26 protein-coding genes and 1 tRNA gene are annotated in these 25,627 nt (G+C 65.3%); 10 read left to right on the top strand and 17 right to left on the bottom strand.

Annotated features, from left to right (window positions below):
* Positions 1–21 precede the first annotated feature (21 nt).
* Positions 22–1,146: a 23S rRNA (adenine(2503)-C(2))-methyltransferase RlmN gene (gene rlmN, locus AB1781_04170; GenBank protein ID MEW5703768.1), complete on the top strand. Its 1,125-nt coding sequence runs from the start codon at positions 22–24 to the stop codon at positions 1,144–1,146.
* Positions 1,136–2,344 carry an argininosuccinate synthase gene (locus AB1781_04165; GenBank protein MEW5703767.1) on the top strand — a complete coding sequence of 403 codons (1,209 nt, stop codon included), beginning with the start codon at positions 1,136–1,138 and terminating at the stop codon, positions 2,342–2,344. The genes rlmN and AB1781_04165 overlap by 11 nt, the downstream gene beginning before the upstream one ends.
* A gap of 1 nt (position 2,345) precedes the next feature.
* On the opposite strand, the gene folD is transcribed toward AB1781_04165, so the two are convergent.
* From folD to AB1781_04150, 3 genes are read right to left on the bottom strand one after another with little or no spacing between them, the layout of a single operon-like run.
* Positions 2,346–3,233, bottom strand: coding sequence for a bifunctional methylenetetrahydrofolate dehydrogenase/methenyltetrahydrofolate cyclohydrolase FolD (folD, locus tag AB1781_04160; protein ID MEW5703766.1), 888 nt, complete (start codon positions 3,231–3,233; stop codon positions 2,346–2,348).
* Entirely contained in the window at positions 3,226–3,555 is a 330-nt protein-coding gene (locus AB1781_04155) for a DUF167 domain-containing protein (GenBank protein ID MEW5703765.1), read from the bottom strand. Before AB1781_04155 ends, folD begins: the two co-directional genes overlap by 8 nt.
* Positions 3,548–3,826, bottom strand: coding sequence for a YggT family protein (locus AB1781_04150; protein ID MEW5703764.1), 279 nt, complete (start codon positions 3,824–3,826; stop codon positions 3,548–3,550). Before AB1781_04150 ends, AB1781_04155 begins: the two co-directional genes overlap by 8 nt.
* 177 nt (positions 3,827–4,003) lie before the next feature.
* Between AB1781_04150 and AB1781_04145 the strand changes: the two genes are divergently transcribed.
* A tRNA-Ala gene (locus tag AB1781_04145) sits at positions 4,004–4,079 on the top strand.
* Positions 4,080–4,172: 93 nt separating this feature from the next.
* Here the strand turns inward: AB1781_04145 and AB1781_04140 are convergent.
* The gene (locus AB1781_04140) at positions 4,173–5,645 is read right to left on the bottom strand and encodes a DASS family sodium-coupled anion symporter (protein ID MEW5703763.1); all 1,473 of its coding nucleotides are present in this window, start codon (positions 5,643–5,645) and stop codon (positions 4,173–4,175) included.
* A 216-nt stretch (positions 5,646–5,861) separates the two neighbouring features.
* Between AB1781_04140 and AB1781_04135 the strand changes: the two genes are divergently transcribed.
* On the top strand, positions 5,862–6,695 hold the full coding sequence (locus AB1781_04135) for a phosphodiesterase (protein MEW5703762.1): 834 nt from the start codon (positions 5,862–5,864) through the stop codon (positions 6,693–6,695).
* Between the two features lie 6 nt (positions 6,696–6,701).
* On the opposite strand, the gene ccmI is transcribed toward AB1781_04135, so the two are convergent.
* The 9 genes from ccmI to ccmA are packed head-to-tail and all read right to left on the bottom strand — an operon-like array spanning position 6,702 to position 13,204.
* Positions 6,702–7,553 (bottom strand): c-type cytochrome biogenesis protein CcmI, encoded by an 852-nt coding sequence (gene ccmI / locus AB1781_04130; protein MEW5703761.1) that lies wholly within the window; start codon positions 7,551–7,553, stop codon positions 6,702–6,704.
* Positions 7,550–8,008 carry a cytochrome c-type biogenesis protein gene (locus tag AB1781_04125; protein ID MEW5703760.1) on the bottom strand — a complete coding sequence of 153 codons (459 nt, stop codon included), beginning with the start codon at positions 8,006–8,008 and terminating at the stop codon, positions 7,550–7,552. The genes ccmI and AB1781_04125 overlap by 4 nt, the downstream gene beginning before the upstream one ends.
* Positions 8,005–8,532, bottom strand: coding sequence for a DsbE family thiol:disulfide interchange protein (locus AB1781_04120; protein MEW5703759.1), 528 nt, complete (start codon positions 8,530–8,532; stop codon positions 8,005–8,007). Before AB1781_04120 ends, AB1781_04125 begins: the two co-directional genes overlap by 4 nt.
* A gap of 2 nt (positions 8,533–8,534) precedes the next feature.
* Positions 8,535–10,502 carry a heme lyase CcmF/NrfE family subunit gene (locus AB1781_04115; GenBank protein MEW5703758.1) on the bottom strand — a complete coding sequence of 656 codons (1,968 nt, stop codon included), beginning with the start codon at positions 10,500–10,502 and terminating at the stop codon, positions 8,535–8,537.
* Complete coding sequence (gene ccmE, locus AB1781_04110) at positions 10,499–10,945, bottom strand: cytochrome c maturation protein CcmE (GenBank protein ID MEW5703757.1); 447 nt, start codon at positions 10,943–10,945, stop codon at positions 10,499–10,501. Before ccmE ends, AB1781_04115 begins: the two co-directional genes overlap by 4 nt.
* Positions 10,942–11,121, bottom strand: a complete 180-nt coding sequence (gene ccmD, locus AB1781_04105) for a heme exporter protein CcmD (protein ID MEW5703756.1) — start codon at positions 11,119–11,121, stop codon at positions 10,942–10,944. Before ccmD ends, ccmE begins: the two co-directional genes overlap by 4 nt.
* Positions 11,122–11,131: 10 nt before the next feature.
* Entirely contained in the window at positions 11,132–11,887 is a 756-nt protein-coding gene (locus AB1781_04100; protein ID MEW5703755.1) for a heme ABC transporter permease, read from the bottom strand.
* A 16-nt stretch (positions 11,888–11,903) separates the two neighbouring features.
* Positions 11,904–12,569, bottom strand: a complete 666-nt coding sequence (gene ccmB / locus AB1781_04095; GenBank protein ID MEW5703754.1) for a heme exporter protein CcmB — start codon at positions 12,567–12,569, stop codon at positions 11,904–11,906.
* Entirely contained in the window at positions 12,566–13,204 is a 639-nt protein-coding gene (gene ccmA, locus AB1781_04090) for a heme ABC exporter ATP-binding protein CcmA (GenBank protein MEW5703753.1), read from the bottom strand. The genes ccmB and ccmA overlap by 4 nt, the downstream gene beginning before the upstream one ends.
* A gap of 183 nt (positions 13,205–13,387) precedes the next feature.
* Between ccmA and acnA the strand changes: the two genes are divergently transcribed.
* On the top strand, positions 13,388–16,063 hold the full coding sequence (gene acnA, locus AB1781_04085; protein MEW5703752.1) for an aconitate hydratase AcnA: 2,676 nt from the start codon (positions 13,388–13,390) through the stop codon (positions 16,061–16,063).
* Here the strand turns inward: acnA and AB1781_04080 are convergent.
* The 4 genes from AB1781_04080 to AB1781_04065 all read right to left on the bottom strand — a co-directional run bounded on the left by AB1781_04080 (position 16,060) and on the right by AB1781_04065 (position 22,153).
* A complete protein-coding gene (locus AB1781_04080; GenBank protein ID MEW5703751.1) occupies positions 16,060–18,384 on the bottom strand; it encodes an MMPL family transporter in 2,325 nt (774 codons plus the stop codon). The genes acnA and AB1781_04080 overlap by 4 nt on opposite strands.
* 65 nt (positions 18,385–18,449) lie before the next feature.
* Positions 18,450–19,901 (bottom strand): HAMP domain-containing sensor histidine kinase, encoded by a 1,452-nt coding sequence (locus AB1781_04075; protein ID MEW5703750.1) that lies wholly within the window; start codon positions 19,899–19,901, stop codon positions 18,450–18,452.
* 69 nt (positions 19,902–19,970) lie between these two features.
* Entirely contained in the window at positions 19,971–21,395 is a 1,425-nt protein-coding gene (locus AB1781_04070; protein MEW5703749.1) for an FAD-dependent oxidoreductase, read from the bottom strand.
* Entirely contained in the window at positions 21,392–22,153 is a 762-nt protein-coding gene (locus AB1781_04065; protein MEW5703748.1) for a TVP38/TMEM64 family protein, read from the bottom strand. Before AB1781_04065 ends, AB1781_04070 begins: the two co-directional genes overlap by 4 nt.
* Before the next feature lie 207 nt (positions 22,154–22,360).
* On the opposite strand from AB1781_04065, the gene rpmH reads away from it, so the two are divergent.
* The 5 genes from rpmH to yihA are packed head-to-tail and all read left to right on the top strand — an operon-like array spanning position 22,361 to position 25,627.
* Positions 22,361–22,495: a 50S ribosomal protein L34 gene (rpmH, locus tag AB1781_04060; GenBank protein MEW5703747.1), complete on the top strand. Its 135-nt coding sequence runs from the start codon at positions 22,361–22,363 to the stop codon at positions 22,493–22,495.
* 10 nt (positions 22,496–22,505) lie between these two features.
* A complete protein-coding gene (rnpA, locus tag AB1781_04055; GenBank protein ID MEW5703746.1) occupies positions 22,506–22,904 on the top strand; it encodes a ribonuclease P protein component in 399 nt (132 codons plus the stop codon).
* A complete protein-coding gene (gene yidD, locus AB1781_04050) occupies positions 22,901–23,158 on the top strand; it encodes a membrane protein insertion efficiency factor YidD (GenBank protein MEW5703745.1) in 258 nt (85 codons plus the stop codon). Before rnpA ends, yidD begins: the two co-directional genes overlap by 4 nt.
* A 9-nt stretch (positions 23,159–23,167) precedes the next feature.
* On the top strand, positions 23,168–24,886 hold the full coding sequence (gene yidC, locus AB1781_04045; GenBank protein MEW5703744.1) for a membrane protein insertase YidC: 1,719 nt from the start codon (positions 23,168–23,170) through the stop codon (positions 24,884–24,886).
* Between the two features lie 45 nt (positions 24,887–24,931).
* A complete protein-coding gene (yihA, locus tag AB1781_04040; protein ID MEW5703743.1) occupies positions 24,932–25,627 on the top strand; it encodes a ribosome biogenesis GTP-binding protein YihA/YsxC in 696 nt (231 codons plus the stop codon).

The following is a 25,627-nucleotide window of genomic DNA, read 5'->3' as shown; positions in this document are numbered from 1 at the left end:
GAAACGCGGAAATCGCCTCTCATGCCGCCGCCCTTGCCGGCGGTAAAGGTGGCGCGCGGCCTCATCGGTTTAAGCCGCGAGGAACTCGCCGCCGCCCTTGTCGAACTTGGCGAATCGCCCTACCGGGCGAAGCAGCTTTGGCATTGGATCTACTACCGGGGCGCCGCGCGCTTTCCCGAGATGACGACGCTGGCCAAGCGGCTGCGCGCCCGCCTTGCGGAAGGCCATGCCCTGGACCGGCCAGTGGTTCGCCGGCTTCAGGAATCGGCGGACGGTACCCGGAAATGGCTGTTGGCTTTCGCGGACGGGGAGGAAGCGGAGACCGTCCACATTCCGGAAGAAGACCGCGGTACGCTTTGCATATCTTCCCAGGTCGGCTGCACGCTCAACTGCCGGTTCTGCCACACCGGCACCCAGCGCCTGGTGCGGAATCTTTCGGCCGGCGAAATCGTCGGCCAGATGATGGTCGCGCGCGATCATCTCGGCGAATGGCCGAGCCCGAAGGAAGCGCGGCGCGTCTCGAACGTCGTCTTCATGGGCATGGGCGAGCCGCTCTACAATTACGAGAACGTGGCGAAGGCGATCCACATCCTCTCGGATGGGGAGGGGATCGCGCTTTCGAAACGGCGCATTACGCTTTCGACGGCCGGCGTCGTGCCGATGATCCGGCGCGCCGGAGAGGAACTTGGGGTGAATCTTGCCATCTCGCTGCACGCGACGACGGATGCGCTTAGGGACGAACTCGTGCCGCTCAACCGGAAATACCCGCTGGACGCCTTGCTGGAGGCCTGCCGGAACTACCCGCGGGCGGCGAACTCGCGGCGCATCACGTTCGAGTACGTCATGCTGAAGGGCGTGAACGATACGCCCGCGGATGCGAAACGCCTCGTGCGGTTGATTGCGGGTATCCCGGCGAAGGTGAACCTCATTCCCTTCAACGCCTGGCCCGGCGCCCCTTACGCCTGTTCGGAGGCTTCCGCCATCGCCGCCTTCGTCGATGTCGTCAACGCCGCCGGCTATGCCTCGCCGGTGCGTACGCCGCGCGGCCAGGATATCCTGGCCGCCTGCGGCCAGTTGAAATCCGCGAGCGAACGGAAATCAAGGCGGACTTTAATCGTGGAAGGGAGCATCGGCGATGGTCGGTAACGTGAAAAAAGTGGTGCTTGCCTATTCCGGGGGGCTCGATACCTCCGTCATCCTGAAATGGCTTGAGGAAACCTATGGCTGCGAGGTCGTCACCTTCACGGCCGACCTCGGCCAGGGGGAGGAACTCGATGAGGCGAAAACGAAGGCGCAGGCGGCCGGCGTGAAGGAGATTTTCGTCGAGGACTTACGGGAAACCTTCGTCCGCGACTACGTCTTCCCGATGTTCCGGGCGAACGCGCTCTACGAAGGGGTTTACCTGCTCGGCACCTCGATCGCGCGGCCCCTGATCGCGAAACGCCAGGTCGAAATCGCCGCCGCAACCGGCGCCGACGCCGTCGCCCACGGGGCGACGGGGAAGGGGAACGACCAGGTACGCTTCGAGCTTGCCTACTACGCGCTCAACCCGGACATCCGCGTGGTGGCGCCGTGGCGGGAATGGGACCTGGACTCGCGGACGAAGCTTGTCGAGTACGCGGACCGGCGCGGGATCAAGGTCACGAAGGACAAGAAAGGCGAGCCGCCCTATTCCATGGACGCGAATCTCCTGCACGTTTCCTACGAGGGCAAGGCGCTCGAGGACCCCTGGGTCGAGCCGGAGGAGACCATGTTCCTCCGCACGGTCGCCCCGGAGGTGGCTCCCGACACGCCCGGCCGTGTCGAGATCACCTTCCAGGCCGGCGATCCGGTCGCCGTGGACGACGAACGCTTGAGCCCGGCCGCCCTTCTGCAAAGGCTGAACGAACTGGCCGGCGCCCACGGCATCGGCCGGGTCGATCTCGTCGAGAACCGCTTCGTCGGCATGAAGTCGCGGGGCGTCTATGAAACGCCCGGCGGCACGCTTCTTTATATCGCGCACCGGGCGGTGGAGAGCCTGACGCTCGACCGTGGCGCCATGCACCTCAAGGACGAACTTGCGCCGCGCTACGCCGAGCTCGTCTACAACGGCTTCTGGTTCTCGCCGGAACGCGAGATGCTGCAAGCCGCAATCGACGCCAGCCAGAAGAACGTGACCGGCACCGTGCGGCTCAAACTCTATAAGGGAACGGCGAGCGTGATCGGCCGGAAATCGCCGGTCGGTCTCTACGACGCAGGGCTTGCCACCTTCGAGGCGGGCGCCGGCTACGACCAGCGCGACGCGGAGGGCTTTATCAAACTCAACGCGCTTAGACTTAGGCTTGCCGCCCGCAAGCGTCGCTGATTTAGAGATTTTCCGGGTTGAGGCCCCGCTGGCGGCAGGCCGCCGTCAGCGTGTTCTGCAGAAGGCAGGCGATGGTCATCGGGCCGACGCCCCCCGGTACCGGCGTAATGGCGCCGGCGATGGGCAGCGCTTCGGCGAAGGCGACGTCGCCGACCAGCCGCGCCGCGCCTTCCTTTTCCGCGATCCGGTTGATGCCAACGTCGATGATGGTGGCGCCCGGCTGGATCCAGTTTCCGCGCACCATTTCGGGCTGGCCGGTGGCGGCGATCAGGATGTCCGCCTGGCGGCATTCGGCGGCGAGGTCCCGGGTTCGGGAATGGGCCAGCGTCACCGTGCAGTGCTCGCGCAGCAGCAGGAACGCCATCGGCTTGCCGACGATGTTCGACCGCCCGAGCACCAGCGCCTTCTTTCCCCGGAGATCGCCGAGCGTATGCTTGAGCAGCAGCATGCAGCCAAGCGGCGTGCAGGGGATCATGCCTTCGCCGCCGGTTACCAGGCGGCCGACGTTCACGACGTGAAAGCCGTCCACGTCTTTCAAGGGGTCGATCGCGTCAATGACGGCGTTCGGGTTGATCTGCTTCGGCAGGGGCAGCTGCACGAGGATCCCGTGCACGGCGGGGTCGTGGTTGAGCCGGCCGACGAGGGCGAGCAGTTCCTCCTCGCTTGTCGTGGCGGGAAGGTCGTGCTTGAAGGAGCGCATGCCGGCCTCGGCCGTCTGCTTCACCTTGTTCTTGGTGTAGATCTGGCTGGCCGGGTTGTCGCCGACCAGGACGACGGCAAGGCCCGGTGTGGGCCCGCCGGTTTCCTTCAGGCGGGCAACCTTACGCGCCACCTCGGCCCGCAGGTTCGCGGCAAAGGCCTTTCCGTCGATGATCTTGGCGTCAGTCATGGCGGGACTTGAGCCACGCATCGAGGCGCCGCGCAAGGGTTTTGCGGTCTTCGGCAAGCCGCAGCACTTTTCGGCGGTCCTTCTCGCCCCGCACGACGGCGATCCGCCCCTGCGGCAGGTCCCAGGCCTTGGCCAGCAGGCGCACCACCATGGCGTTCGCTTTCCCTTGTTCCGGTGCTGCCGTCACCGCGATCTTGAGCGCGGTTTCGCCTTTCGCGTCCGTCCGCAGGCCCTCGATCCGGGTGCGGCTCGCCTTCGGCGTCACCTGTACGGCAACGTAAAGCTCGCCCGCGCGCTCCGAAAAGGGGGATCCTTTAACCAAGGTATTCGAACAGCAAATTCCGAAGAAAGATCAGGGCGAGAATCAGGATCACCGGCGAGATGTCGATCCCGCCCAAGGAAGGCAGGACGCGCCGGATGGGGCGCAGCACCGGCTCCGTGACACGGTAGAGGGACTCGCCGACCATGGCGACGAAGCGGTTGCTGGTGTTCACGACGTTGAAGGTGACGAGCCAGCTCAAGACTACGGAAAGGATCACAAGCCAGATGTAAAGCTCGATCACGGTGTCGAGAAGAAGAAGGAAAGAATGCATTGCGTGAACGAAGATGGCCCTGCCAGGAGGAAGACGGGGAACCCTACCCTTAAGGCCCGTCCTCCGCAACCCGGCAAACGCCGGGTGCGGTCCGAGGGCCTGCCCGTTTACAGGGGCCGCGCGGGCAGGGAGTCTTGACATTGGGCGGGCCTCAGGAACACACTCCCCGCCGCCTCCGGGGCCGTAGCTCAGTTGGGAGAGCGTCGCGTTCGCAATGCGAAGGTCAGGGGTTCGACCCCCCTCGGCTCCACCACTTAAATTTTCCGGAGTCTCCGACCAAGAGACAACGCCTTGCCAGAGCCCTCGGTTTTCCTGGGGTTCTGGCGTTTCGGCGGCGGTTCTCCGTTCAATTTATGGCGGGCAACAGCGGCCCAAGCAACCAAGCCGCGAGCGACACGAGCCCGATGGCAAGCAGGTTCATGACGATCCCGGCGCGCATCATGGCGGCGACGGTGACGTGCCCGGTTGCGAAAACTAAGGCGTTGGGCGGCGTCGCCACCGGCAGCATGAAGGCGCAGCTGGCGGCCATCGCAACGGCTGCGGATATGGTCACAAGGTCCATGCCGGTGCCGGCGGCGATCGTCGCCACGATCGGCAGCAGGGCCGCCACCGTCGCCGTGTTGCTGGCAAGCTCGGTCAGCAGGACGACGGTCGCGGTCAGCGCCAGCAGGAACAGCGGCATGGGCACTCCCTCCAGGCCGGCGAGTCCCCGGCCTATCCAGGCGGCGAGCCCGCTTGCGTCCATGGCCGCCGCGAGCGAGAGCCCGCCCCCGAAGAGAATCAGCACCTGCCAGGGAATCTCTTGCGCCTCGCGCCAGCTCATCAGGAAGCGGCGATCCGTGGCCACGCCGCTTGGAATCAGAAAAAGCGCGGCGGCGCAAAGCAGCCCGATGCCGGGATCGCTGAGGCCCTCGAGGCCGGGCACCCGGTTGAGGAGCGGCCGTGTGATCCACAACGCGGCCGCTGCAACAAACACCAGGCCGACGCGCCGCTCGGCTGGCGTCATGGCGCCATCTAAAGCCAGCCCCTCGACCAGCTTGCCCCCCCGAAACGCCGCCACGAAATCGGGCGTCATCGGGTACACCAGCCGTGTCAGGACGAGCCAGGCAAGCGGCAGGAAGATCAGGACCAGCGGTACCGCCACCGCCGACCAGACGGCGAACGACAAATCGATCCCGTGCTTCTCCGAGAGATAGCCGGCGAGCAGCGCGTTGGGTGGCGTGCCGATCAGCGTGCCCATCCCCCCGATGCTGGCGGCGTAGGCGAGGCCGAGCAGCAGGGTGAGCGCGAAGCGGCGCACGTTTTCGCCGGTCCCGCGCGCTTCCTCCACGACGGAAAGGATCGAGACCGCGACCGGCAGCATGAGCACCACGGCGGCCGTGTTGCTGATCCACATGGACAGGAAGCCGCTGGCCACCATGAAGCCAAACACGAGCCGGCGTGGATCGGTGCCTATGGCCCGCACGGCCGCAAGGGCCAGCCGCTTGTGCAGCCCCCACCGCTTGACGCCGGCCGCCAGCAAGAAGCCGCCCATGAACAGGAACACGAGCGGATTGGCATAGGGCGCCGCCGCCGCGCCGATGTCGGCAATACCGAGAAGCGGCAGCACGATCAGCGGCAGCAGCGCCGTGACGCCGATCGGGACGGGTTCGGTGCTCCACCAGACCGCCATCATCAACGCGAGGCCAAGCGTGCGCCAACCGGCCAACGGCAGGTCACCCGGCGGCGGCAGGGCCATTGTCCCGAGGAACAGCACGAGACCCGCCAGGAGTCCGACGAGGGAGGAAAGCGGCAACGGGAATGTCGGTTTTAGATTCATCGTCGGATTAACCGTGCCCGCCGTCTTAAGGATGGGGAGATATCGGAGACATAGAGCACCATCGCCGGCCTGCGGGCAACCGGCACAGCCGCCCCGTTTTCTTCCCGGCCTCTCGTTTTCGGCCGGTTTTCGGCCGTCTTTCAAACGCCATGGGGGTGGTGTAAGGTCCGCCTCCCATCCCCCTATCCGACGTCAAACGAAAGTCAGGATTTTGCGATGATCCTTGCCCAGATTACCGACCTCCACGTTCGTTCGCCGAAGGTGCCCGCGATTTACCCCTTCGACATCAACGCGCTTCTTCGCAAGGCGGTGGGTACGCTCGGCGCCTTCGAGCCGAAGCCCGACGCCGTCATCGTAACGGGCGATCTCGTGGATTGCGGCCGGGAGGACGAATACGGACTTCTCCTCGAAATCCTGAAGCCGATCCAGGTTCCGGTTTACCTGATCCCCGGCAACCACGACGAGCGCGAGACTTTCCGCAAAGTCCTGCGCCCCCATCACGCCTACCTGCCGAAGGAAGGCTTCCTCCAATACGTCGTCGAAGATCACCCCCTTCGTCTGGTCGCCTTGGACACGACGGTTGCGGGTTCGGACGGCGGCATGCTTTGCGAGGCGCGGCTGGACTGGCTCGAAGCCCGCCTCAACGAGGCGAAGGATCGCCCGACGGTCGTCTTCATGCACCACCCGCCGATCCGCACCTGGATGCCGGAGATGGACAGCCTGCGTTGCGTGAACGGGGACAAGCTGCGCGCGCTGTTGCGCGGCCATCCCCAGGTTCAGCGCGTCACCTGCGGCCACGTGCACCGGCCGGTCCAGGTCCATTGGGAGCATGCGATCGTCAACGTCGCACCCAGTGCTGTCCACCAGCTCCACCTCGACTTTACCCCCGAGCAGTTGGTGCGCTACACGCTGGAGCCGGCCGGCTTCCACGTCCATCTCTGGGACGCGGAAGAGGGCATTATCACCCACATGGCCCATGTCGGCGATTTCCCCGGGCCGTTCGATTTCCACACCACCGCGCGGGCCGATCACCGGGGCGAGTTGCGCTAGGCGGCGTCACTCGGGCGCAGGTTGCGCGGGGTTCTCTTCCAGCATCCGGATCTGGGTGCCGAGCGGCGCGGCGAGCGGGTGGTCCTGCGGCAGGTCCCTGGCCAGTTCCCGCCAGCGCCCGAGCGCGGCTTCGGTGTCGCCGTCCTGGGCGTCGGCGAGGCCAATATAATAACGGGCGGCAACGTCCTTCGGGTCGTAGTCGAGGACGGAAACGAAGGCGCGCCTTGCCGCCGGCGTTACCTTGCCTTTTTCCGACAGCACCAAATTCTGGGCATAAAGGGAGAGAAGGTCCGGCCGCTCGGTGCCGGCAAGGCTGATGGCTTGGGCGTAGGCGTCCGCCGCCTCGTCGTAACGGGCGAGGAACTGGTGGGCTTGGCCGAGCCGGGTCCAGCCTTCGAGATTGTCCGGGTTTTCTTTCAGCTCGGCCTTGAGCTTGGCCACAAGATGCGCGATCTCGCCGCCCGGGTCGCGTTGGGCGCTTGCCGCCCGGTAGGGCTGGCTCGGCAGCAAGGGCGAGCCTTGCAACGCGTAAAGAATAACGGCGCCGATCGTGACGCTGAGCACGATGACGCCGGCCGTCCGCAAGGGGTCGAAATGGAAGCGGGGTTTTTCGGAAACCGCTTCCGCCGCGAGCAGCCGGCGGGCGATCTCGGCGCGCAGGGCTTCCGCTTCCTCCGGCGGCACCGTGCCCGCTTCCGCCTCGCGCGCAAGTTCCTCCAGCTGGTTGCGGTAGAGCGCGCCGTCGCCGCCCTCGGCATAGAGGGCTTCGATCTTTTCACGCCGGCGGATGAAGGGGCGCACCAGCAGAACAAGCGCCAGCCCGGTCATCGCGATGGCGATCAGCCAGAAAATACTCATCGGTGCCGATCCAGTATGTTCTGGATGCGGCGCTCCTCCTCGGGCGAAAGCGCCTGCACCTCCAGGGCGGCCTGCTTGCGCCGCCGCAGATAGAGGCCAAGGCCGAAGCCGCCGGCCAACAGGATAAGAAGCGGCCCCAGCCACAAGAGGTAGGTCGAAGGCTTGACGGGCGGCCGCAAGAGGACGTAGTCGCCGTAACGGGCGACGACGAAGGCGATGGCTTCGGCGTTCGTATCGCCGCGTTTAAGCCGCTCGCGGATCAGGACGCGCAAATCCCGCGCCAGCTCGGCGTCCGAATCGTCGATGGACTGGTTCTGGCAGACCAGGCAGCGAAGCTCCTTTCCGATCTCGCGGGCGCGCGCCTCCAGGGCGGGGTCTTCCAGCATCTCGTCCGGCCCGATGGCAAAGGCCGGCCACACCAGCACGAGAAAAAGCGCGACTATAAATCCCTTCATTTGCCAACTCCTTCAAGGCGGGGGAGGAAGTCTTCCTCCCACACCTCCGGCGTCAATACGCCGACATGTTTCCAGCGGATGCGGCCTTCCCCGTCCACGAGGTAGGATTCGGGCACGCCATAGACGCCCCACTCGATGGCGGCGCGTCCCGTGCGGTCGACCCCGATCCGGTCGTAAGGGTTACCCCGCTCGGCAAGCCAGCGCGCCGTGTCTTCGGGCTTGTCCTTGTAAGCGACGCCGAAGATGCGGACGCGCCCCTCGTGGCCAAGCCGGAGAAGCAGCGGGTGCTCGACGAGGCAGGGCAGGCACCAGGAGGCGAAGAAATTGACGAGCGTCGGCCCGCCCAGGAAGTCGGCCGTCTTGAGGCCGTCTTCGCCGCCCTCGAGGTCGGGCAGCGCGAACGCCGGCACCGGCCGGTCGAGCAAGGGCGAGGGCACGCGCGAGGGGTCGAGCCTGAGTCCGAACAGGAAAACGGCGACGAGGCCGGCAAACAGCACGAGCGGCAGGAAGAATTTGGCCCGCATGGCTATGCCTTTCCGCGCGCGGCTTTTGGCGGGCGCCGGCCGCGGCCGCGCCCAACCAGGGAAACCCCGCCGCCTAGGGCGGCAAGCAAGGCCCCGATCCAGATCCAGGGCGCCAGCGGGTTGTGATAGAGCCGCACGGTTCGCGGGCCGTCCGCCCGCGCCTGTTCGCCGATCACGGTGTAAAGGTCGGCGAAGCCGGTGGTGTAAATCGCCGCTTCCGTCGTCCACTGGCGCTCGATCGGGTAGTAACGCCGTTCCGGCGTGAGGGTGGCGACCGGCTTACCGTTTTTCTCGGCGTGGAAGGTGGCGCGCTCGGCCTCGTAGTTGGGGCCGGCGACCAGTTCGACGCCTTCGAAGCGCAGGTCGTAGCCTGCGATCGTCACGCTCTCGCCGGGCGTCATCGCCAGGATTTTTTCGGTCTGCCAAAGGGTCGCGGCGGTAACGCCGGCCGCCAGCACGGCGATCCCGCCATGGGCGATGGCCATGCCGAGGAAGTCGGCGGGAAGTCCGCGCAGGCGTCGGAAGCTTTCCTTCCAGGGCAGGCGGAAGAGCCGGAGCCGTTCCAGGACGAGAAAAAATGTTCCGGCGAAAAGCCAGGCGGCGAGCCAAAGTCCGAGCAGGGCAAGCGGCGATTTCCCAGACCCCAGCGCCGCCGCGGCGCCAGCGGCGGCGAGGGCGACAATGCCCGCGATCCAAAGCCGGCGGAGGACCGGCATCGCGTCCGCCTTCTTCCAGGGCAGGAACGGCCCGATCCCCATCGCCAAAAGAAGCGGCATCAAAAGCGGCAGCACGGTCGCGTTGAAGAAGGGCGGGCCCACGGAAACCTTCTCGCCGCTTAGCGTGTCCAGAAGCAGGGGGTAAAGCGTGCCCAGGAACACGCTGGCCGCCGCCGTCACCAGAAGGAGATTGTTGAGCAGCAGCCCGCCCTCCCGCGAGATCGGCGCGAAGCTTCCCTCGGCCTTCAGTTTCGGCGCGCGCCACGCAAACAAGGCAAGCGACCCGCCGATCGCCACGGCGAGAAGACCCAGGATGAAGACGCCGCGCGCCGGGTCGGTTGCGAAGGCGTGGACGGAAACCAGCACGCCGGAGCGCACGAGAAAGGTCCCGATCAGGCTTAAGGAAAAAGCCAGGATCGCCAGCAGCACGACCCAGCTTTTCAAGGCCCCGCGTTTCTCGACGACGCCGATGGAATGCAGAAGTGCCGTCCCCGCAAGCCAGGGAAGAAGCGACGCGTTCTCGACCGGGTCCCAGAACCAGAAGCCGCCCCAGCCCAGTTCGTAATAGGCCCACCAGCTGCCAAGCCCGATGCCGATGGTGAGGAAGCTCCACGCCACCAGCACCCACGGGCGGACGCGCCGCGCCCAGGCGCCGTCGATTTTCCCTTCGAGGAGACCCGCAATCGCAAAGGCGAAGGCGGCGGCGAAGCCGACATAGCCGAGATAGAGAAAGGGCGGATGGAAGGCGAGCCCGGGGTCCTGCAGCAAGGGGTTGAAGCCGCGCCCGTCCTGCGGCGCCGGGTCGAGGCGCAGGAACGGGTTCGAGGTGAAAAGGATGAAGAGGAGAAACCCCGCCGCCAGCAGGCCGAGCACGCCCAAGGCGCCGGCGCGCAGCACAGGCGGCAGTTTTTTTCCGAAGGAGACGATCGCCTGGCCGTAGATGGCGAGGATGAAAACCCAAAGCAGCATCGAGCCTTCGTGGTTTCCCCAAACGCCGGTCAGCTTGTAGAGCAGGGGTTTGGCGGAATGGGAATAGTTGGCGACCGTCCACACCGAAAAATCGGAAACGACGAAGGCGTGGGTGAGGGCGAGAAACGCGATCGCCAGAAACAGGAACAGCGTCGAGGCGGTCGGCCCCGTCGCCAGGGCCCAGTAGGCGTCCTTCCGGGCCGTGCCGAAAAGCCCGAGGATGGCCTGCGTGCCCGCCGCGAACAACGCCAGGACCAGCGCGTAATGGCCGATTTCCGGGATCATTCCGGTGCCGCTTCCGGCCGGTTTCCGGCCCGCTTCAAGGCGTCCGCCACTTCCGGCGGCATGTAGTTCTCGTCGTGCTTGGCGAGCACGCTGCTCGCCTCGAACACGCCGTCCGCGCCAAGCCTTCCTTCCGCGACGATGCCTTGGCCTTCCCGGAAAAGGTCCGGCAGCAAGCCTCGGTAGCGAACGGTGAGCGCGCGGTGGAAGTCGGTCACCCGGAAGGTCACGATCTGCCCGTCGCCGTCTCGGTTGAGGCTTCCTTCCTCGACCAGCCCGCCGATCCGGACGCGCTCATCGCGCGCCAGGATTTTGGTTTCGAGGTCCGAAGGCGAATAGAAGAAAACGAGGCTTTCCTCAAGCGCGGAAAAAAGAAGCGTCGCCGCGACGCCCAAAGCAAGGAGACCGGACAGCACGAACAGAAGCCGCCTTCGCTTGCGGGTCATGGCTTGCGTTCGTCCGCGTCGTCTAGCTGAAGCGCCCGCAGGGTCCGCTCGCGCGCCCTTAACTCGCAAAGGCTCACGACCAGAAGCCCCCCCAGCACGATCAGCGCCACGGCGAAGGCGGGCCAGACGAACACGCCAACCCCTTTCATCGCCAGAAAATTCTCGATTGCGTCCATGTCGCCTCTTCTATGGGTTCGGATGCGGGTGTTCTTCACTATGCGTGCCCGCCCCGGCCCGGACAAGGCGAAGGGCGCGGATTTTCCGCAACAGAAGCGCGCTGCGGATGCGAATGAAGAGCAAGGCCACGAAATAGGCGGCGAAGCCCGTCGCCATCAGCAGGAGAGGGAGGAGCATGGAAGGGTGGATCGAAGGGCCTCCGAGGCGCAGGACGCTCGCCGGCTGGTGCAGCGTGTGCCACCATTCGACCGACCATTTGATGATCGGCACGTTGACAAAGCCGATAAGCGCCAGCACGGCGGCTGCCTTGGCGCCGCGCGGGCCGTCCTCGAAGGCGTTTTGCAGGGCGAGATAGCCGAGGTAGAGGAAGAAAAGAACCAGGACGGAGGTGAGCCTGGCGTCCCACACCCACCAGGTTCCCCAGGTCGGTTTTCCCCAAAGCGCGCCGGTGACGAGCGTGACGAACGTAAAGGCCGCTCCGATCGGGGCGGCGCTGCGGGCGATGACATCGGCCAGCGGGTACTTCCAGACCAGGAAAAGCCCGCTCGCCACCGCGATCAGGGTGTAGACCCCAAGCGCCATCCAGGCGGCAGGCACGTGCACATACATGATGCGCACGCTTTCGCCCTGCTGGTAGTCGGGCGGCGACGCGAAGAGGCCGAGAAAGAGGCCGCCGACAAGGGTGGCGAGCGCCACGCCTGCCGCCCACGGCTGAATCTGCTCGGCCTGCTTTCGGAAACGGTTGGGATTGGCGATATGGAACATCGGGGTCGCCCGCAGTCTATTCCAGCGCTTGGCGCAAGGCCACTGCGCTTACCCAGGGCGAAAAGCCGCCTGCCAGCACGAGGAAGCCGCCGAGCGCGGCAAGCCGCGGGGTGGCGTCAAGGCCCGCCGCCCCCGCCTCAACCGCGGCGACGCCGAAAATCAGGACCGGCACCAAAAGCGGCAGCAGCAAAAGCGACAACAACACGCCGCCGCGCCTGGCGCCCAAGACCAGCGCCGCCCCGATGGCGCCCAGGCAACTCAGCGTCGGCGTGCCGATCAGCATCGCAAGCATCAGCGTGCCGATGGCTTGCGGGGGAAGCTGCAGGAGCAGGGCGAGGACTGGGCTGGCGACGAGCAGGGGAAAACCGGTCGTCAGCCAGTGCGCGATACTTTTTGCAAGGACGACGGCTTCGAGCGGCACCGGCGCTACGGCCAGAAGATCGAGGCTGCCGTCGTCGTAATCCGTCTGAAATAGGCGCTCGAAGGAAAGCATCGCGGCGAGCAGCGCCGTTACCCAGATGACGCCGGCGGCGATGCGGGCCAGAAGTGCCGCCTCCGGCCCTACCCCGAACGGGAAAAGAAGTGCGGCCAAAAGAAAGAAGAAGACCGCCGACAGGCTGTCGTTCGCGTGGCGGAGACCAAGCTTGAGCTCGCGGCGGAGAAGAAGAAGAAAACGCTTCATGCGGCGCGCCCCCCCGAGCTTGCAAAGCGCAGTTCGAGGGGAATGCCTGCCGGCGGCGTTGCCTCGCCGTGGGTCGCGACAACGACGATGCCGCCGCCGCGCCGGTGGCCGGCGATGGCCTCGCGCAGCGTTTCCCTTGCCTCGCGGTCGAGGGCGGCTTCCGGTTCGTCCAGCAGCCAAAGGGGCGCTTCCGTCGCGAGCAGGCGGGCAAGGTTGAGGCGCCGGCGTTGGCCGGCCGAAAGAAAGCGCGCCGGAAAGTCCGCGAGCGGCAGCAGCCGGAAGGCGTCAAGCGCCGCCGCCACCCTTGCCGTTTCCCCATGGCCGCCGATCGCCGCCCAGAAGGCGAGGTTTTCCCGCACGCTGAAGGCCGGCTTGACGCCGTCGAGATGGCCCACGAAGCAAAGCCGCGCGTGGTGGGCGTCGGGATGTTCCGCGATGTCGGCGCCGTCCCAGCGGAGGGTGCCCCTGGCGGGCGCGCCAAGGCCCGCCATCAGGCGCAGAAGGCTCGTCTTGCCGGCGCCGTTCGGGCCTTGCAGCACGAGGGCGTCGCCGCTTGCCGCCCGGAAGGCGACACCTGCGAAAACCCGGCGTTCCCCGCGCAGGCAGGTCAGTTCGTGGCCCGTGAATTCCGCCATGCCGTGCCGTGTCTCGTTCGTTTCAGGGGCTTCGAGCGGGTGGCCAAGAGAAGCCCCGAAGCGCTGGCCTTCCTAGCCCAGATAAAAACACAGGGTCAAGCCGGCGCCGGTCGCTTAAGGACTGGGAAGTGAATTCATGCTAAGTTTTTTTCTTCTTAAAGAAAAGCTAAGGAGGAAGGGTGTATGTCGCAAACCGGCTCGGATCGCTTGCAGGCGAGAACGTCCTTAAAGCTAGGCAATAAAACCTACGACTATTTTGCCCTCGCCGCCGCCGGAAGGTTTGGGGACGTCTCGCGGCTTCCGCTTTCGCTGAAAGTGCTTTTGGAAAACCTGCTGCGCTTCGAGGACGGCAAGACCGTCACGGTCGAGGATATCGAGGCGCTGGCGAAGTGGGCGGAGAAGCGGACCTCGGAGCGCGAAATCGCCTTCCGTCCGGCCCGCGTGCTCATGCAGGATTTTACCGGCGTTCCCGCCGTCGTCGATCTCGCGGCGATGCGGGACGCGGTTGTCGCGATGGGGGGTGACCCGAAGACGATCAACCCGCTCTCGCCGGTCGATCTCGTCATCGACCATTCCGTCACCGCCGATTTTGCGGGCACCAAGACCGCTTTTCAGGAAAACGTCGCCAAGGAGTTCGAGCGCAACCACGAACGCTACGCCTTCCTTCGCTGGGGTCAGAAGGCGTTCGATAATTTCCGCGTCGTGCCGCCGGGAACCGGCATCTGCCATCAGGTCAATCTCGAATACCTGGCCCGCGTCGTGTGGACCGTGGAAGAAAAGGGCGCGGCCCTTGCCTACCCCGACACCCTGGTCGGCACCGACAGCCACACCGTCATGGTCAACGGTCTCGCCGTTCTCGGTTGGGGGGTGGGCGGCATCGAGGCGGAGGCCGCCATGCTGGGCCAGCCGATCTCGATGGTGATCCCCGAGGTCGTGGGCTTCAAGTTGACGGGCAAACTGGCCGAAGGTGCCACGGCGACGGACCTCGTGCTCACGGTCACCCAGATGCTGCGGGCGAAGGGCGTCGTCGGCAAGTTCGTCGAGTTCTTCGGTCCCGGTCTCGATCATCTGCCGCTCGCCGACCGCGCCACCGTCGCCAACATGGCGCCGGAATACGGCGCGACCTGCGGTTTCTTCCCGGTGGACGTGGAAACGCTCCGCTACCTTCGCCTGACCGGCCGCGAGGACGACCAGATCGCCCTCGTCGAGGCGTACGCAAAGGCGCAAGGCCTGTGGCGCGACGCGAAAACGCCGGACCCGGTCTTCACGGCGATCCTTGAACTGGACTTGGGCGCGGTCGAACCCAGCCTCGCCGGGCCGAAGCGGCCCCAGGACCGCCTGTTGCTTTCGCAGGTGAAGCCGTCCTTCGAAAAGGGGTTGAAGGAAGCGGGCAGCGCCACCCCTCGCCGCCAGCCGATCGCGGGCATGGACCACGCGCTGGCCGACGGCGATGTCGTGATCGCCGCCATCACGAGCTGCACGAACACCTCGAACCCCGCCGTCATGATCGGCGCCGGGCTGTTGGCCAAGAAGGCCATCGCGAAAGGGCTTCGCCGCCAGCCCTGGGTGAAGGCCTCGTTGGCGCCGGGCTCGCAGGTCGTCACCGAATATCTGGCCGCCGCCGGGCTGCAGGACAGCCTCGATGCGCTTGGTTTCAATCTCGTCGGCTATGGCTGTATGACCTGCATCGGCAACTCCGGGCCGCTCGACCCCAAGATTGCCAAGGCCATCGAGGCGAAGGAGCTTGTCGTCGCCGGCGTCCTTTCCGGCAACCGCAACTTCGAAGGCCGCATCAACCCGCACGTGAAGGCGAATTACCTTGCCTCGCCCCCGCTCGTTGTCGCCTACGCCCTGGCCGGCACCGTCGCCATCGATCTCAAGAACGACCCGATTGGTGAAGGAAAGGACGGCAAGCCCGTCTACCTGCGCGACGTCTGGCCGACCAACCAGGAAATCGCCGCCGTGATCGAGAAGTCGCTTACCCCCGCCATGTTTCGGAAGCGCTACGCGAACGTCTTCGAAGGCCTTAAGGAGTGGCGTGAAATCGAGGCGCCCTCCGGCGAGACCTACCGATGGGACGCCGCCAGCACCTACGTCAAGCACCCGCCCTATTTCGTCGACATGGCAAGCAAGCCGGCGGCCATCGGCGATATTCGGTCCGCCCGTCCGCTCGCCATCCTGGGCGACAGCGTCACGACGGATCACATCTCGCCGGCCGGCGCCATCAAGAAGGCAAGCCCGGCCGGCGAATACCTGCTCGAACACGCCGTTTCGCAGGCCGACTTCAACTCCTACGGCGCGCGGCGCGGCAATCACGAGGTAATGATGCGGGGGACCTTCGCGAACATTCGCCTTCGCAACGAAATGGCGCCGGGCACCGAAGGCGGCGTCACCCGCCACCTGCCGGACGGCGAGGCCATGTCGATCTATGCGGCGGCAATGGCCTATGCCCGCGAAGGCGTGCCGCTCGTCGTCGTGGCCGGCAAGGAGTACGGCACCGGCTCCTCCCGCGACTGGGCGGCGAAGGGGACGCGGCTTTTGGGCGTGCTTGCCGTGCTCGCGGAAAGTTTCGAGCGCATCCACCGTTCCAACCTGATCGGCATGGGCGTCCTCCCTCTTTGTTTTCCGGAAGACGTCAGCCGGAAGACGCTCGCCCTCGATGGCAGCGAGACCTTCGACCTTCTGGGCTTGCAGGCGGGCATACGGCCCCGGATGGAAGTGGAATGCCGGATCACGCGGGCGAACGGAAAAGCCGAAACCGTGCGGCTGCTTTGCCGGATCGATACGGCGGACGAGGCGGAATACTTCAAGAGCGGCGGCATCCTGCACTACGTCCTTCGCCGCCTGGACGCCGCCTAGGCGGTGCCGGCCGGGCTTTTTCCCTTTCGCTCTTCAAGCCACATCAGAAGCGGCGGCAGGAGGAAAAAGTCGGCGACCAGCGCCAGCACGATCGTGATCGCCGACAGCAGCCCGAAGGTTTCGTTCACCTTGAAGGTCGAAAACGTCAGCACGAGAAAGCCTATGGCAAGGATGAACGAGTTCGCCACCAGCGCCATGCCCACGGTTGAGAAGGCGTAGCGCACGGCGTCCGTCGCGCTCAGCTTCATTTCCCGCATGGCGCGCAGGTACTTGCTCAGGAAGTGGATGGTGTCGTCCACGACAATTCCCAGGCAGATCGAGGCGACGATGGCCGAGGAAACGTTGATCTGGCCGACGATGGCGCCCCAGAAGCCAAAGGCAAGCACCATCGGCACCAGATTCGGAATCAGGCTGAAGAGCCCGATCTTAAGGCTGCGAAGCGAGAAGACGAGCGTCAGGCCGATGAGGAGCACCGCCACCGCCGTGCCGCCCAGCATGTTCCGGATGTTGCGTTCCGAAATATGGGCGAACATGATCGAGGGCCCGCTGCCTTCCGCCCACATATAGGGCGGCGCGTTCTCCCGCAGCCAGTTTTCCGATCTCGCGGTTAGCGTCTTGAGGGATTCGGTGTCCATGTTCTTCGTCGTGACGACGAAGCGCGTGGCCGAGCGATCCACGTTGATCTGGTTGTTGAGGTCGAGCCCGAAGGGAAGCGAAAATTCATACAAAAGCAAGTACTGCGCCGCCATCTCGCGGGTTTCGGGCAGGCGGTACCAGGCGGGGTCGTCCCCGTGCATGTTCCTGTTCAGCCGCTTGAACGTGTCCGTGATCGTATTCACGTGAACGATGCCGGGCTGCGCCCGGCACCATTCGGCAAAGCGCTCCAGGTTTTGCAGGTATTCCGGCTCCGCGATGCCGCCGCTTCCCTCGGCGTTGAGGGAGTAGTCAACGATCAAGATGCCGGTCAAGTTGTTCATCACGAATTCCGTGTGCTGCCGGAAGGGCAGTTTCTCGTCGAAGTAGCCGACCCACTCGTCGTTGAACTGAATGCGCGGGATCACGGAGCCGACCAGGAGAAGAAGGGCCGTCATCCCGTAAAGCAGCGATTTTCTGTGGCGGATGACGAAATTGGCGATTCCTTCCATCGGCAATTCGAACGGGCCGGCTTTCTTCTTCCCGACGCGCACCGGAAACGTCGTGACCAGCGCCGGCAGAAACAGCATGGAATAGAAATAGGCCGCCACAACGCCGATGGCCGTGATATTGCCGAGGTCGCGGAAGGGCGGGGCGTCGCTGAAATTCATGCTCAGGAAACCGATGACGGTCGTGAGGCTGGTCAGAAAGACCGGCTGCGCGTTGACGCGGAGGCTTTCGGAAAGAGCCTCCTCGCGCGGTTTGCCTTTCCGCATCAGGGCAAGCATCGTGAGCAGCAGGTGAACGCTGTCGGCGACGGCCAGCGTCATGATCACGATCGGCGCGCCGACGGAAGACGGCGTCAGCTGGATGCCGATCCAGCCCGCGATCCCCATGGCGGTGACGGCGGAAAAAGCGATGATGAAGATCGTACCGACCGTGCCCGTAACCGAACGCAGCGTGAAGGCGATCGCAAGCAGCAACAAGCCGTACATCAAAGGCGTAAGCGTTTCGATATCCGCGATGCTGGCTTCCGCGAAGGCGGCGTTCAGCATCACGAGGCCGGTAAGGTAGATGTCGATGTCCGGATGGGATTCGTGAATCGCGTCGGCCAGCGCCCGGGCGGCGGCAACGGTCTCTTCTTCCGCCCTCGGGTCGCCGCGCTTTAGTTGCACCGTCACGTTGACGCCGGTGACATGTCCCTTCTCGGAAACCAGGCGGCGGACAAGAAGCGGTTCGGAGAGGGCGATGCGCCGGATTTCTTCGAGCGTTTCCGGTGTCAGGGCATTGGGGGCCGGCACCAGATCGCCGACGAGCAACTCGTCGCCCGCCGCCCGCGTGTGCTGGTAGTTCGTGAGCGAATCGACGCGGGTCGAATGGGGGGTTCGCCAGGCCGCCTCCGTCAGCGCCCAGACGGCGTCAAGGGTTTCTTTCGTGAAGACGTCGCCATCCTTTGGCGCCAGCACGAAGAGAACATTGTCATTGCGGGCGTAAATGTTCTGCAGCGCTTCGAAGGCCTTGAGTTGCGGGTTGTTCTCGCCGAAATAGACGCGGTAGTCCTTCTCGAATTGCAGCCGGCCCATGCCGATACCCGCCAGCGCCACCGCGGCGAGCGAGAAGAACAAGATGGCAAACCGCCAGCGGATCACCCACCGGGTATAGCGAACGATGCGCTCGTCCATGGTCATCGCTCAAACTTCCAGGGGTTTCGCGGCCGGGGATTTCGCGCCGTGCCCGCAGGATGGGCGGTGGATCATGCGGCGGACCCGCCGGTCTGGAACAAGCGTCGCCGGCGGGAGGGGACGTGCAGCTTGGCGGGCAGGCGGATGCGGAACAGGGTGCCCTGGCTGGACGTCTGCACCAGCGCAAGTCCGCCGCCGTGCGCCTCCAGCAGATCCTGGCAGATGGCAAGCCCGAGGCCGGTGCCGCCGGCGCGCGCCGAGGCGGCGAAGGGATGAAAGAGGCGCTTTTGGATATTGGCCGGGATGCCGGGGCCGTCATCGGCGACGTCGATCGTAACGTCGTTCTTGGTGATCGTCGCCGAAACCGTCAGCCAGTGGGCGCCCGCCTCGACGGCGTTGCGGGCGAGATTCGTCAGCACCCGGAAGAATTGGTCGCGGTCCACTTCCAGGACGAAATCGTTCGGCAGGCGATTGTCGATGGCGAAGACGCGCCCCTCGTTTTCGGCGAACGAAAGGCTGGCGCCGACCTCGTCCATGAGCTTGCGAAGGGATACCTGCGAAACCTGGAGCGGCGGCGGGCCCTCGCGGGCAAAGGCCAGGGTCTGCGTGCAAAGCTTCACGGCCCGGTCGATCGCGTCGAGAAGTCTCGGCGTCAGGCGTTTCACTTCGGGGTCGCTGCTTAAGGCGAGACGGTCGGAGACGAGCGAGGCCGTCGAGAGAATATTGCGAAGGTCGTGATGAATTTTCGTCACCCCTTCGCCGAGGGCGGCAAGGCGCGTCTTCTGGGCCAGCGCCGCCCGCAGTTCTTCCTGCATGCGCGCAAGCTCGCGCTGGGCGATACCGATTTCGTCCCGACGTCGGCTGGCGGGTAAGTGCCGCGTCGCGTCTTCCGGCGATTCCCGAAAAGCCATCATGCTGGCGGTGATCCGCCGCATCGGCTGAACGAAGAGGCGGTGCAGCGCGATATAGACGAGCGTGGCGGTGATCACGGAAATGAGTATGGAAAGCGCGAGAACGCGGATGCCGAAGTCGTACATCGCCTCGCGCAACGGCTGTTCGTCCATGACGATGCGCACGATGGAGTCCGTCGCCGTCGTTGGCACGCCGGTCACCTGGATGACGCGGTTTATCTTCTGCGTCATCGTCTGGACGGCATCCCGGATGAAGGTGAAGAAGTTGCCTTCCCGAAGATCGAAGCTCACCTCGATCGGTGTCGGCATGGCGCGCCGGAGCATGTAGGTCGTCGAGCGTTCCCGGAAGGTCGCCGCCTCGTCGACGCGGGCGTTGTCGAGAAGTTTTTCTTCCAGTGCCAGGCTGACCTCGCGCAAAGGCGTCGCCTCCAGCGCAAGCGTTGCGACGTGGGCGGCGTTGATGTGTTCCTGGAGGTAGGCGATCCGGAAGTTGCCGATGGAGGGAAAAAAGATCAGAAGCTCGCTCATCATCACGAAAGCGATCGTGAGAACGAGCAGGCGGGCCGAAAGGCTGGTCGCCAACCCGGGCAAGGGAAACTTTTGCCATTTCATGGGGGCTATCTTACCCCGGCTTGCCGTCTCGGCACAGAGGGCCCGGGCCGCCGCCACAGGCCGGCTTTCTTAGCCGAATCGGGCCAGGAAGCGAACCAGCCTTCGGGTGCGCTCCCCGAACAGGGCCGGCGCGTAGTAGCTGCCGGCGGCCCGCTTGCTTGTCTCACCGAGGGTTGGGTAGGGGGCGACCACGTTGGCCATCGCCCCGATCCTGAGCTTTTGCGCGATCGCCAGCGCCCAGGGCTGGATCAGTTCGCCCGCCCGGGGGCCCAGGATATCGGCGCCGAGGATACGTCCCTTGCCGTCCGTTACGACCTTGACCAGCCCTTCCGTGATCCGCTCGGCCTGGGCGCGGTCGTTTTCCGCAAACGGCCAGCGCAGAACGCGGATCGTTCCGCAGGTCTTGCGCGCCGCTTCCTCGCTTGCCCCGACATGGGCAAGCTCGGGGTTCGTGTAGGTGACCCAGGGGACGTTCGCCGTGTCGGCCTTCGCCGGCAGGCGGAAAAGCAGGTTCCGGATCGCGATTCCGGCGTGGTAGTTGGCGACGTGGGTGAATTGGGGGCCGCCAGCGACGTCTCCAATCGCATAGACCCGACGGTTCGTCGTGCGAAGCCGAGCGTTTACCCGGATACCCCTGTGGTCGTAGGCGACGGCGGCGGCCTCAAGGCCAAGCCCCTCGATATTTGCCTGGCGCCCGGCCGCGATCAGAAGGTGCGAGCCTTCGATCCGCTCCTCGGACGTTTTTCCTTTCAGCACGGCGACGATCCGCTCGCCGCTTTTTTCGAAGCGGGCGAGGGCGACGCCTTCGCGGAGATCGATACCGTCCCCGCGCAGCCGCTGGCGGAGAAGTTCGACGAGCTCGGGGTCGTCCCGCGGCAGAATGCTGGACATTTCCAGCACGGTGACGTGGGCGCCGAGCAGGCGGTGGGCGTGGGCCATCTCGATCCCGATCGGCCCGCCGCCGACCACGAGCAGGTGCTCGGGCAGCGCCGTGTTGTCGAAGATCGTCTCGTTCGTGAAATAGGGGACGCTTTCCAAGCCCGGGACCGCCGGCACGCGCGCGCGCGTGCCGCTGGCAACGACGAAACGCCGCGCCCGGATGCGGAACCCGCCGGCCGCCACCTCGCGGGGGCCGGCGAAGCGTCCTTCCGCCTGGATGACGCGCACGCCGAGGCCTTCGAAACGTTCGACCGAATCGTTTGGCGCGATCGCCGCGATGACGTCGCGCACGTGGCGCTGGACGGCCGGAAAGTCGACCTCCGGCACCGCCACCTTCACCCCGAAGAGGTGAGCCTTCCGGATGGTTTCCGCCACATGGGCGGCGGCGAGCAGGGATTTCGACGGCACGCAGCCGGTGTTCAGGCAATCCCCCCCCATCCGGCCCCGTTCGATCAGCACGGTTTCGGCGCCCATCTGCGAGGCGCCTGCCGCCAGAGACAAGCCGCCGGAGCCGGCGCCGATGATGCACAGGTCCGGGGTGAGCAGGTCCGTCATCGCGATTCTCCGTCGTGGGCCGCGCGCCGGGTTTGGAATTTCTTGTAGGCGATGGGAAGCAACGCCAGAAGGGCAAGCCCCAGAATAGGGATCAATATCGCCGGATCGAAGATGAGGCTGAGGTCCGGCGCGCCCCCGCGGTCGAAAATGGCGCCCAGCCCGTTTCCGATGCTTGTATACACAAAAGTGCCGGGAACGATGCCGATGAAAGTGGCGAGCAGGTAAACCGAAAGCGGCATGCCGAAAAGGGCGGCCGCCAGGTTGACGAGCCAGAACGGAAAGAGCGGCACGAGCCGGAGCACGAGAAGGTAATGGAAAGCGTTTTCCCGGAAGCCGGTTTCCATCTTGCGGAGGGTTGGGCCGGCCTTGCGGCGGAGTACGTTACCGAAGGCAAGCCTGGCGGCGAGGAAGAGGCCGACCGCGCCAAGGGTGGCGCCGACCACGGTGGCAAGGGTGCCGACCGTGAGCCCGAACAGGAACCCGCCGGTCACCGTCAGAACGACACCCCCCGGAATCGAGAAGGCGATCGCGAGGGCGTAGCCTGCGACATAGAGCAGGATCGCCAGAACGTAATGGCGCCCGACGAAGTCGAGCATCTCGGCCCGGTGGGCCTTGAGGGTCTCGAAGGCGATATAGCGGTGGAGGCCGAAGGCGAAGAAGGCGAAAAGCCCCACGGCGAGGAAAGCGATCGGCAGGTACCGCCACCGGTTTTCCGGCTTGACCGGCGGGCTGGCCTCGGGACGGTGCGGATCGGTCATGGCGGTTTTTGCGGTTTCCCTTCCCCCGCGGTATGAACCAGGATTGGGGTGTAACGGGCGCCGAGAGCTTCGCCAAGTCAACAGGTTATCAAAAAAACGTGAAGCGCGCGAGGATGCCCGGACCGCCCTCGCCGGCGTTGACTTGCCCGTCCCAAGCCCTTATACACCGGGCCCTACGAGGTATGATACCGCCGGACGGAGTCGATCGTGAAACGCACCTATCAACCGAGTGTCCTGGTTCGCAAGCGCCGCCACGGTTTTCGCAGCCGGATGGCAACGGTCGGCGGCCGGCGGGTGTTGGCGAACCGTCGCGCGAAGGGCCGCAAGCGACTGTCGGCTTAAGGGGCTTGGGATGTCGGTCGGGCGCCTGACGCACCGGGCCGATTTCCTGCGGATCGCCGGCCGGGGTCGCAAGTGGGTCACTCCCGGATTAATTCTGCAGGTTGCTCCCCGACCCGCCTTGGCAGACGGGTCTGAGGAGAAGGGCTTACGAATTGGCTTCACGGTGAGCCGCCGGGTCGGCAACGCAGTTGCGCGGAACCGGGTTCGCCGCCGTTTGCGGGCCGCCGTCCGCGAGGTGCTCGCGGTCCATGGCAAGGCCGGCCGCGACTACGTTGTGATCGGAAGGCGTTCCTCGCTTACCCGCCCCTATGGGGCGCTGGTTCAGGATCTGGGAATGGCTCTCGAACGGTTGGATTCTTTTGCCGGGCCGCGGCCGGCGGGTGGCGCCGGCCCGAGGGGGAAGGCATGAGGGGACTCACCTTACTCTTGCAAGCGCTCATCCGGCTTTACCGGTGGACGCTTTCGCCGTTGCTGCCGCCCTGTTGCCGGTACCTTCCGACCTGCTCGGACTATGCGGGCGAGGCGATCGCGCGTTTCGGGCCGGGCCGGGGAAGCTGGCTCGCGCTTCGCCGGATTCTACGCTGCCATCCTTTCGGCGGCCATGGCTTCGATCCCGTGCCCGGCCCGTCGTCGCCTCGGCAAAGCGAAATGCCGAATTCCTGAGACGGAAGAATGATGGAACAACGCAACCTTATTCTCGCCGTCGTCCTATCGCTTGGAATCCTGCTCAGCTTTCAGGCGTTCTACGATTATTACTACCCCCCGCCGGTAACCCCGACCGAGGAAACGAAATCTGGCGCCGCCGTTCCGGAAGTGCCCGCACCGATCCGTGACACGCCGCGGCCGCCTTCCAACGGCGCGGCGGCGAACGGTTCGACCGCCGCGGCGGTGGAAGATGCGCGCATTCCGATCGTTTCGGGCCGCGTGCGCGGCTCGATCCGCCTCCAGGGCGGCCGGATCGACGACCTGGCGCTCAAGGCCTACCGCGAGACGACCGACCCCAAGAGCCCGGAAATCGTTCTTCTGCACCCGGCCGCGTCGGCGGCGCCCTATTACGCCGAGTTCGGCTGGATGAGCGGGGATAGCGCCGTCGAAACGCCGGGCGCCGATGCCGTATGGCAAACGACGGCCACGACGCTTACCCCGGACAAGCCGATCACCCTTACCTGGCGGAACGACCAGGGGCTTGAGTTCACCCGCCGCGTCGCGCTGGACGACGCGTATCTTTTCACCGTTACAGACAGCGTGAGGAACGCCAGCCAACACGACGTCACGCTGCATCCCTATGGCCTCCTCTCCCGGACCGGCACCCCGAAGACGGCGGGCTTCTTCATCCTGCATGAAGGGCTGCTCGGCGTCTTCGACCACACCCTCGAGGAGATCGACTACGACGATCTCGCCGCGGCGCGCGTCATGGAACGCGACAGCCCGGACGGCTGGATCGGAATCACGGACAAGTACTGGCAGGCCGCGCTCATCCCGGACCCGGCGCGCCCCAGCCACTACCGCTTCACCCATCGTCTGGCGGATGGCCATGACAAGTACCAGGTGGATTTTCTGGGCGCCGGGGCGACGGTTCCGGCGGGGGGAACGCTGGAGACGACGGGCCATTTCTTCGCCGGCGCGAAGGAGGTCCGCCTGCTCGACCGTTACTCGAACACGCTCAACGTTCCGCTTTTCGATCGCAGCGTTGATTTCGGCTGGCTCTATTTTCTGACGAAACCGATCTTCTATCTGCTCGACTACCTGAACACCCTGCTCGGCAATTTCGGGCTTGCCATCCTTCTGATGACGGTCCTGGTCAAGCTTCTCTTCTACCCGCTTGCCAACAAGTCCTATCGCTCGATGAGCAAGATGAAATTGCTGCAGCCGAAGGTTATGGAGCTGCGCGAGCGTTTCAAAGACGACCGCGCAAGCATGAACAAGGAAATGATGGAGCTTTATAAGCGGGAGAAAATCAATCCGCTGGCCGGGTGCCTGCCGGTGCTCATACAGCTGCCCGTCTTCTTCGCGCTCTACAAGGTGTTGTTCGTGACGATCGAAATGCGGCACGCGCCGTTTTATGGCTGGATTCGGGATCTTTCGGCGCCGGACCCCACCTCGATCTTCAATCTGTTCGGTTTGATACCGTGGACGCTGCCGGACTTCCTGCAGATCGGTCTCTGGCCGATCGTCATGGGTATAACGATGTGGGCGCAGTTCAAGCTGAACCCGCCGCCGGCCGACCCCATCCAGGCGAAGCTCTTCCAGCTCATGCCCATCATCTTCACGGTTCTGCTTGCGCGGTTCCCGGCCGGGCTGGTCATCTATTGGGCGTGGAACAACGTGCTTTCGATCGCCCAGCAGTGGATGATCCTGCGCCAGACGAGCAAGCAATCGTCGAACGCTTGAAGCTTCCGCAAGGCCGCCCAAGGCCACCTCAAGAGGCGAACACCGATGACCGCAACGGAAAAGGCGCCGCCCGGGGCTGAAAACCCCGCCTTGAAGCCTTCCTTGGAAAAAGAGGCGCTGGAGGCCGGGCGGCGGCTTTTTGCGGGTCCTTGCGCGTTCGTGGCCGGTGCCACGAGCCTTGCCGTTCTTCCGCCGGCGGAATTGCCGGAAGTGGCGTTTTGCGGGCGGTCGAACGTCGGCAAGTCGAGCCTGCTGAACGCCCTCACCGGGCGGAAGGCGTTGGCCCGCATCTCGACGACGCCGGGCCGCACCCAGCAGATCAACCTTTTTCGGTTGGACGAGAAACTCATGCTTGCCGACCTGCCGGGCCACGGCTTCGCGCGCGCCTCCAAGCAGGCCGTGCGGCAATGGACGGCGCTCGTCGAATGCTACCTCAAGACAAGGCCCAGCTTGAAGCGCGTGCTTCTACTGGTGGACGCCCGCCACGGGTTGAAGGAAGTCGATCGCCGACTGCTCGCCCTGTTGGACAAGGCGGCCGTCTCCGTCCAGATCGTTCTGACGAAGGGAGACAAGCCGACGACCGCCGCCCTGGCCGCCGCGCTGCGCGCCACCGCCGAGGAATCGCTGACCCACGGGCCGGTCCATCCGGAAATCCTGGTGACGAGCGCCCGGACCGGCGAAGGCATTCCGGAACTGCGCGCCGGCCTGGCCCGGCTGGCGCGGGGGGGCGAATTCCACTAG

The sequence above is a fragment of the Pseudomonadota bacterium genome (assembly GCA_040752895.1).
Taxonomy (GTDB): domain Bacteria; phylum Pseudomonadota; class Alphaproteobacteria.
This window is presented reverse-complemented; position numbering and strand designations above follow the sequence as displayed.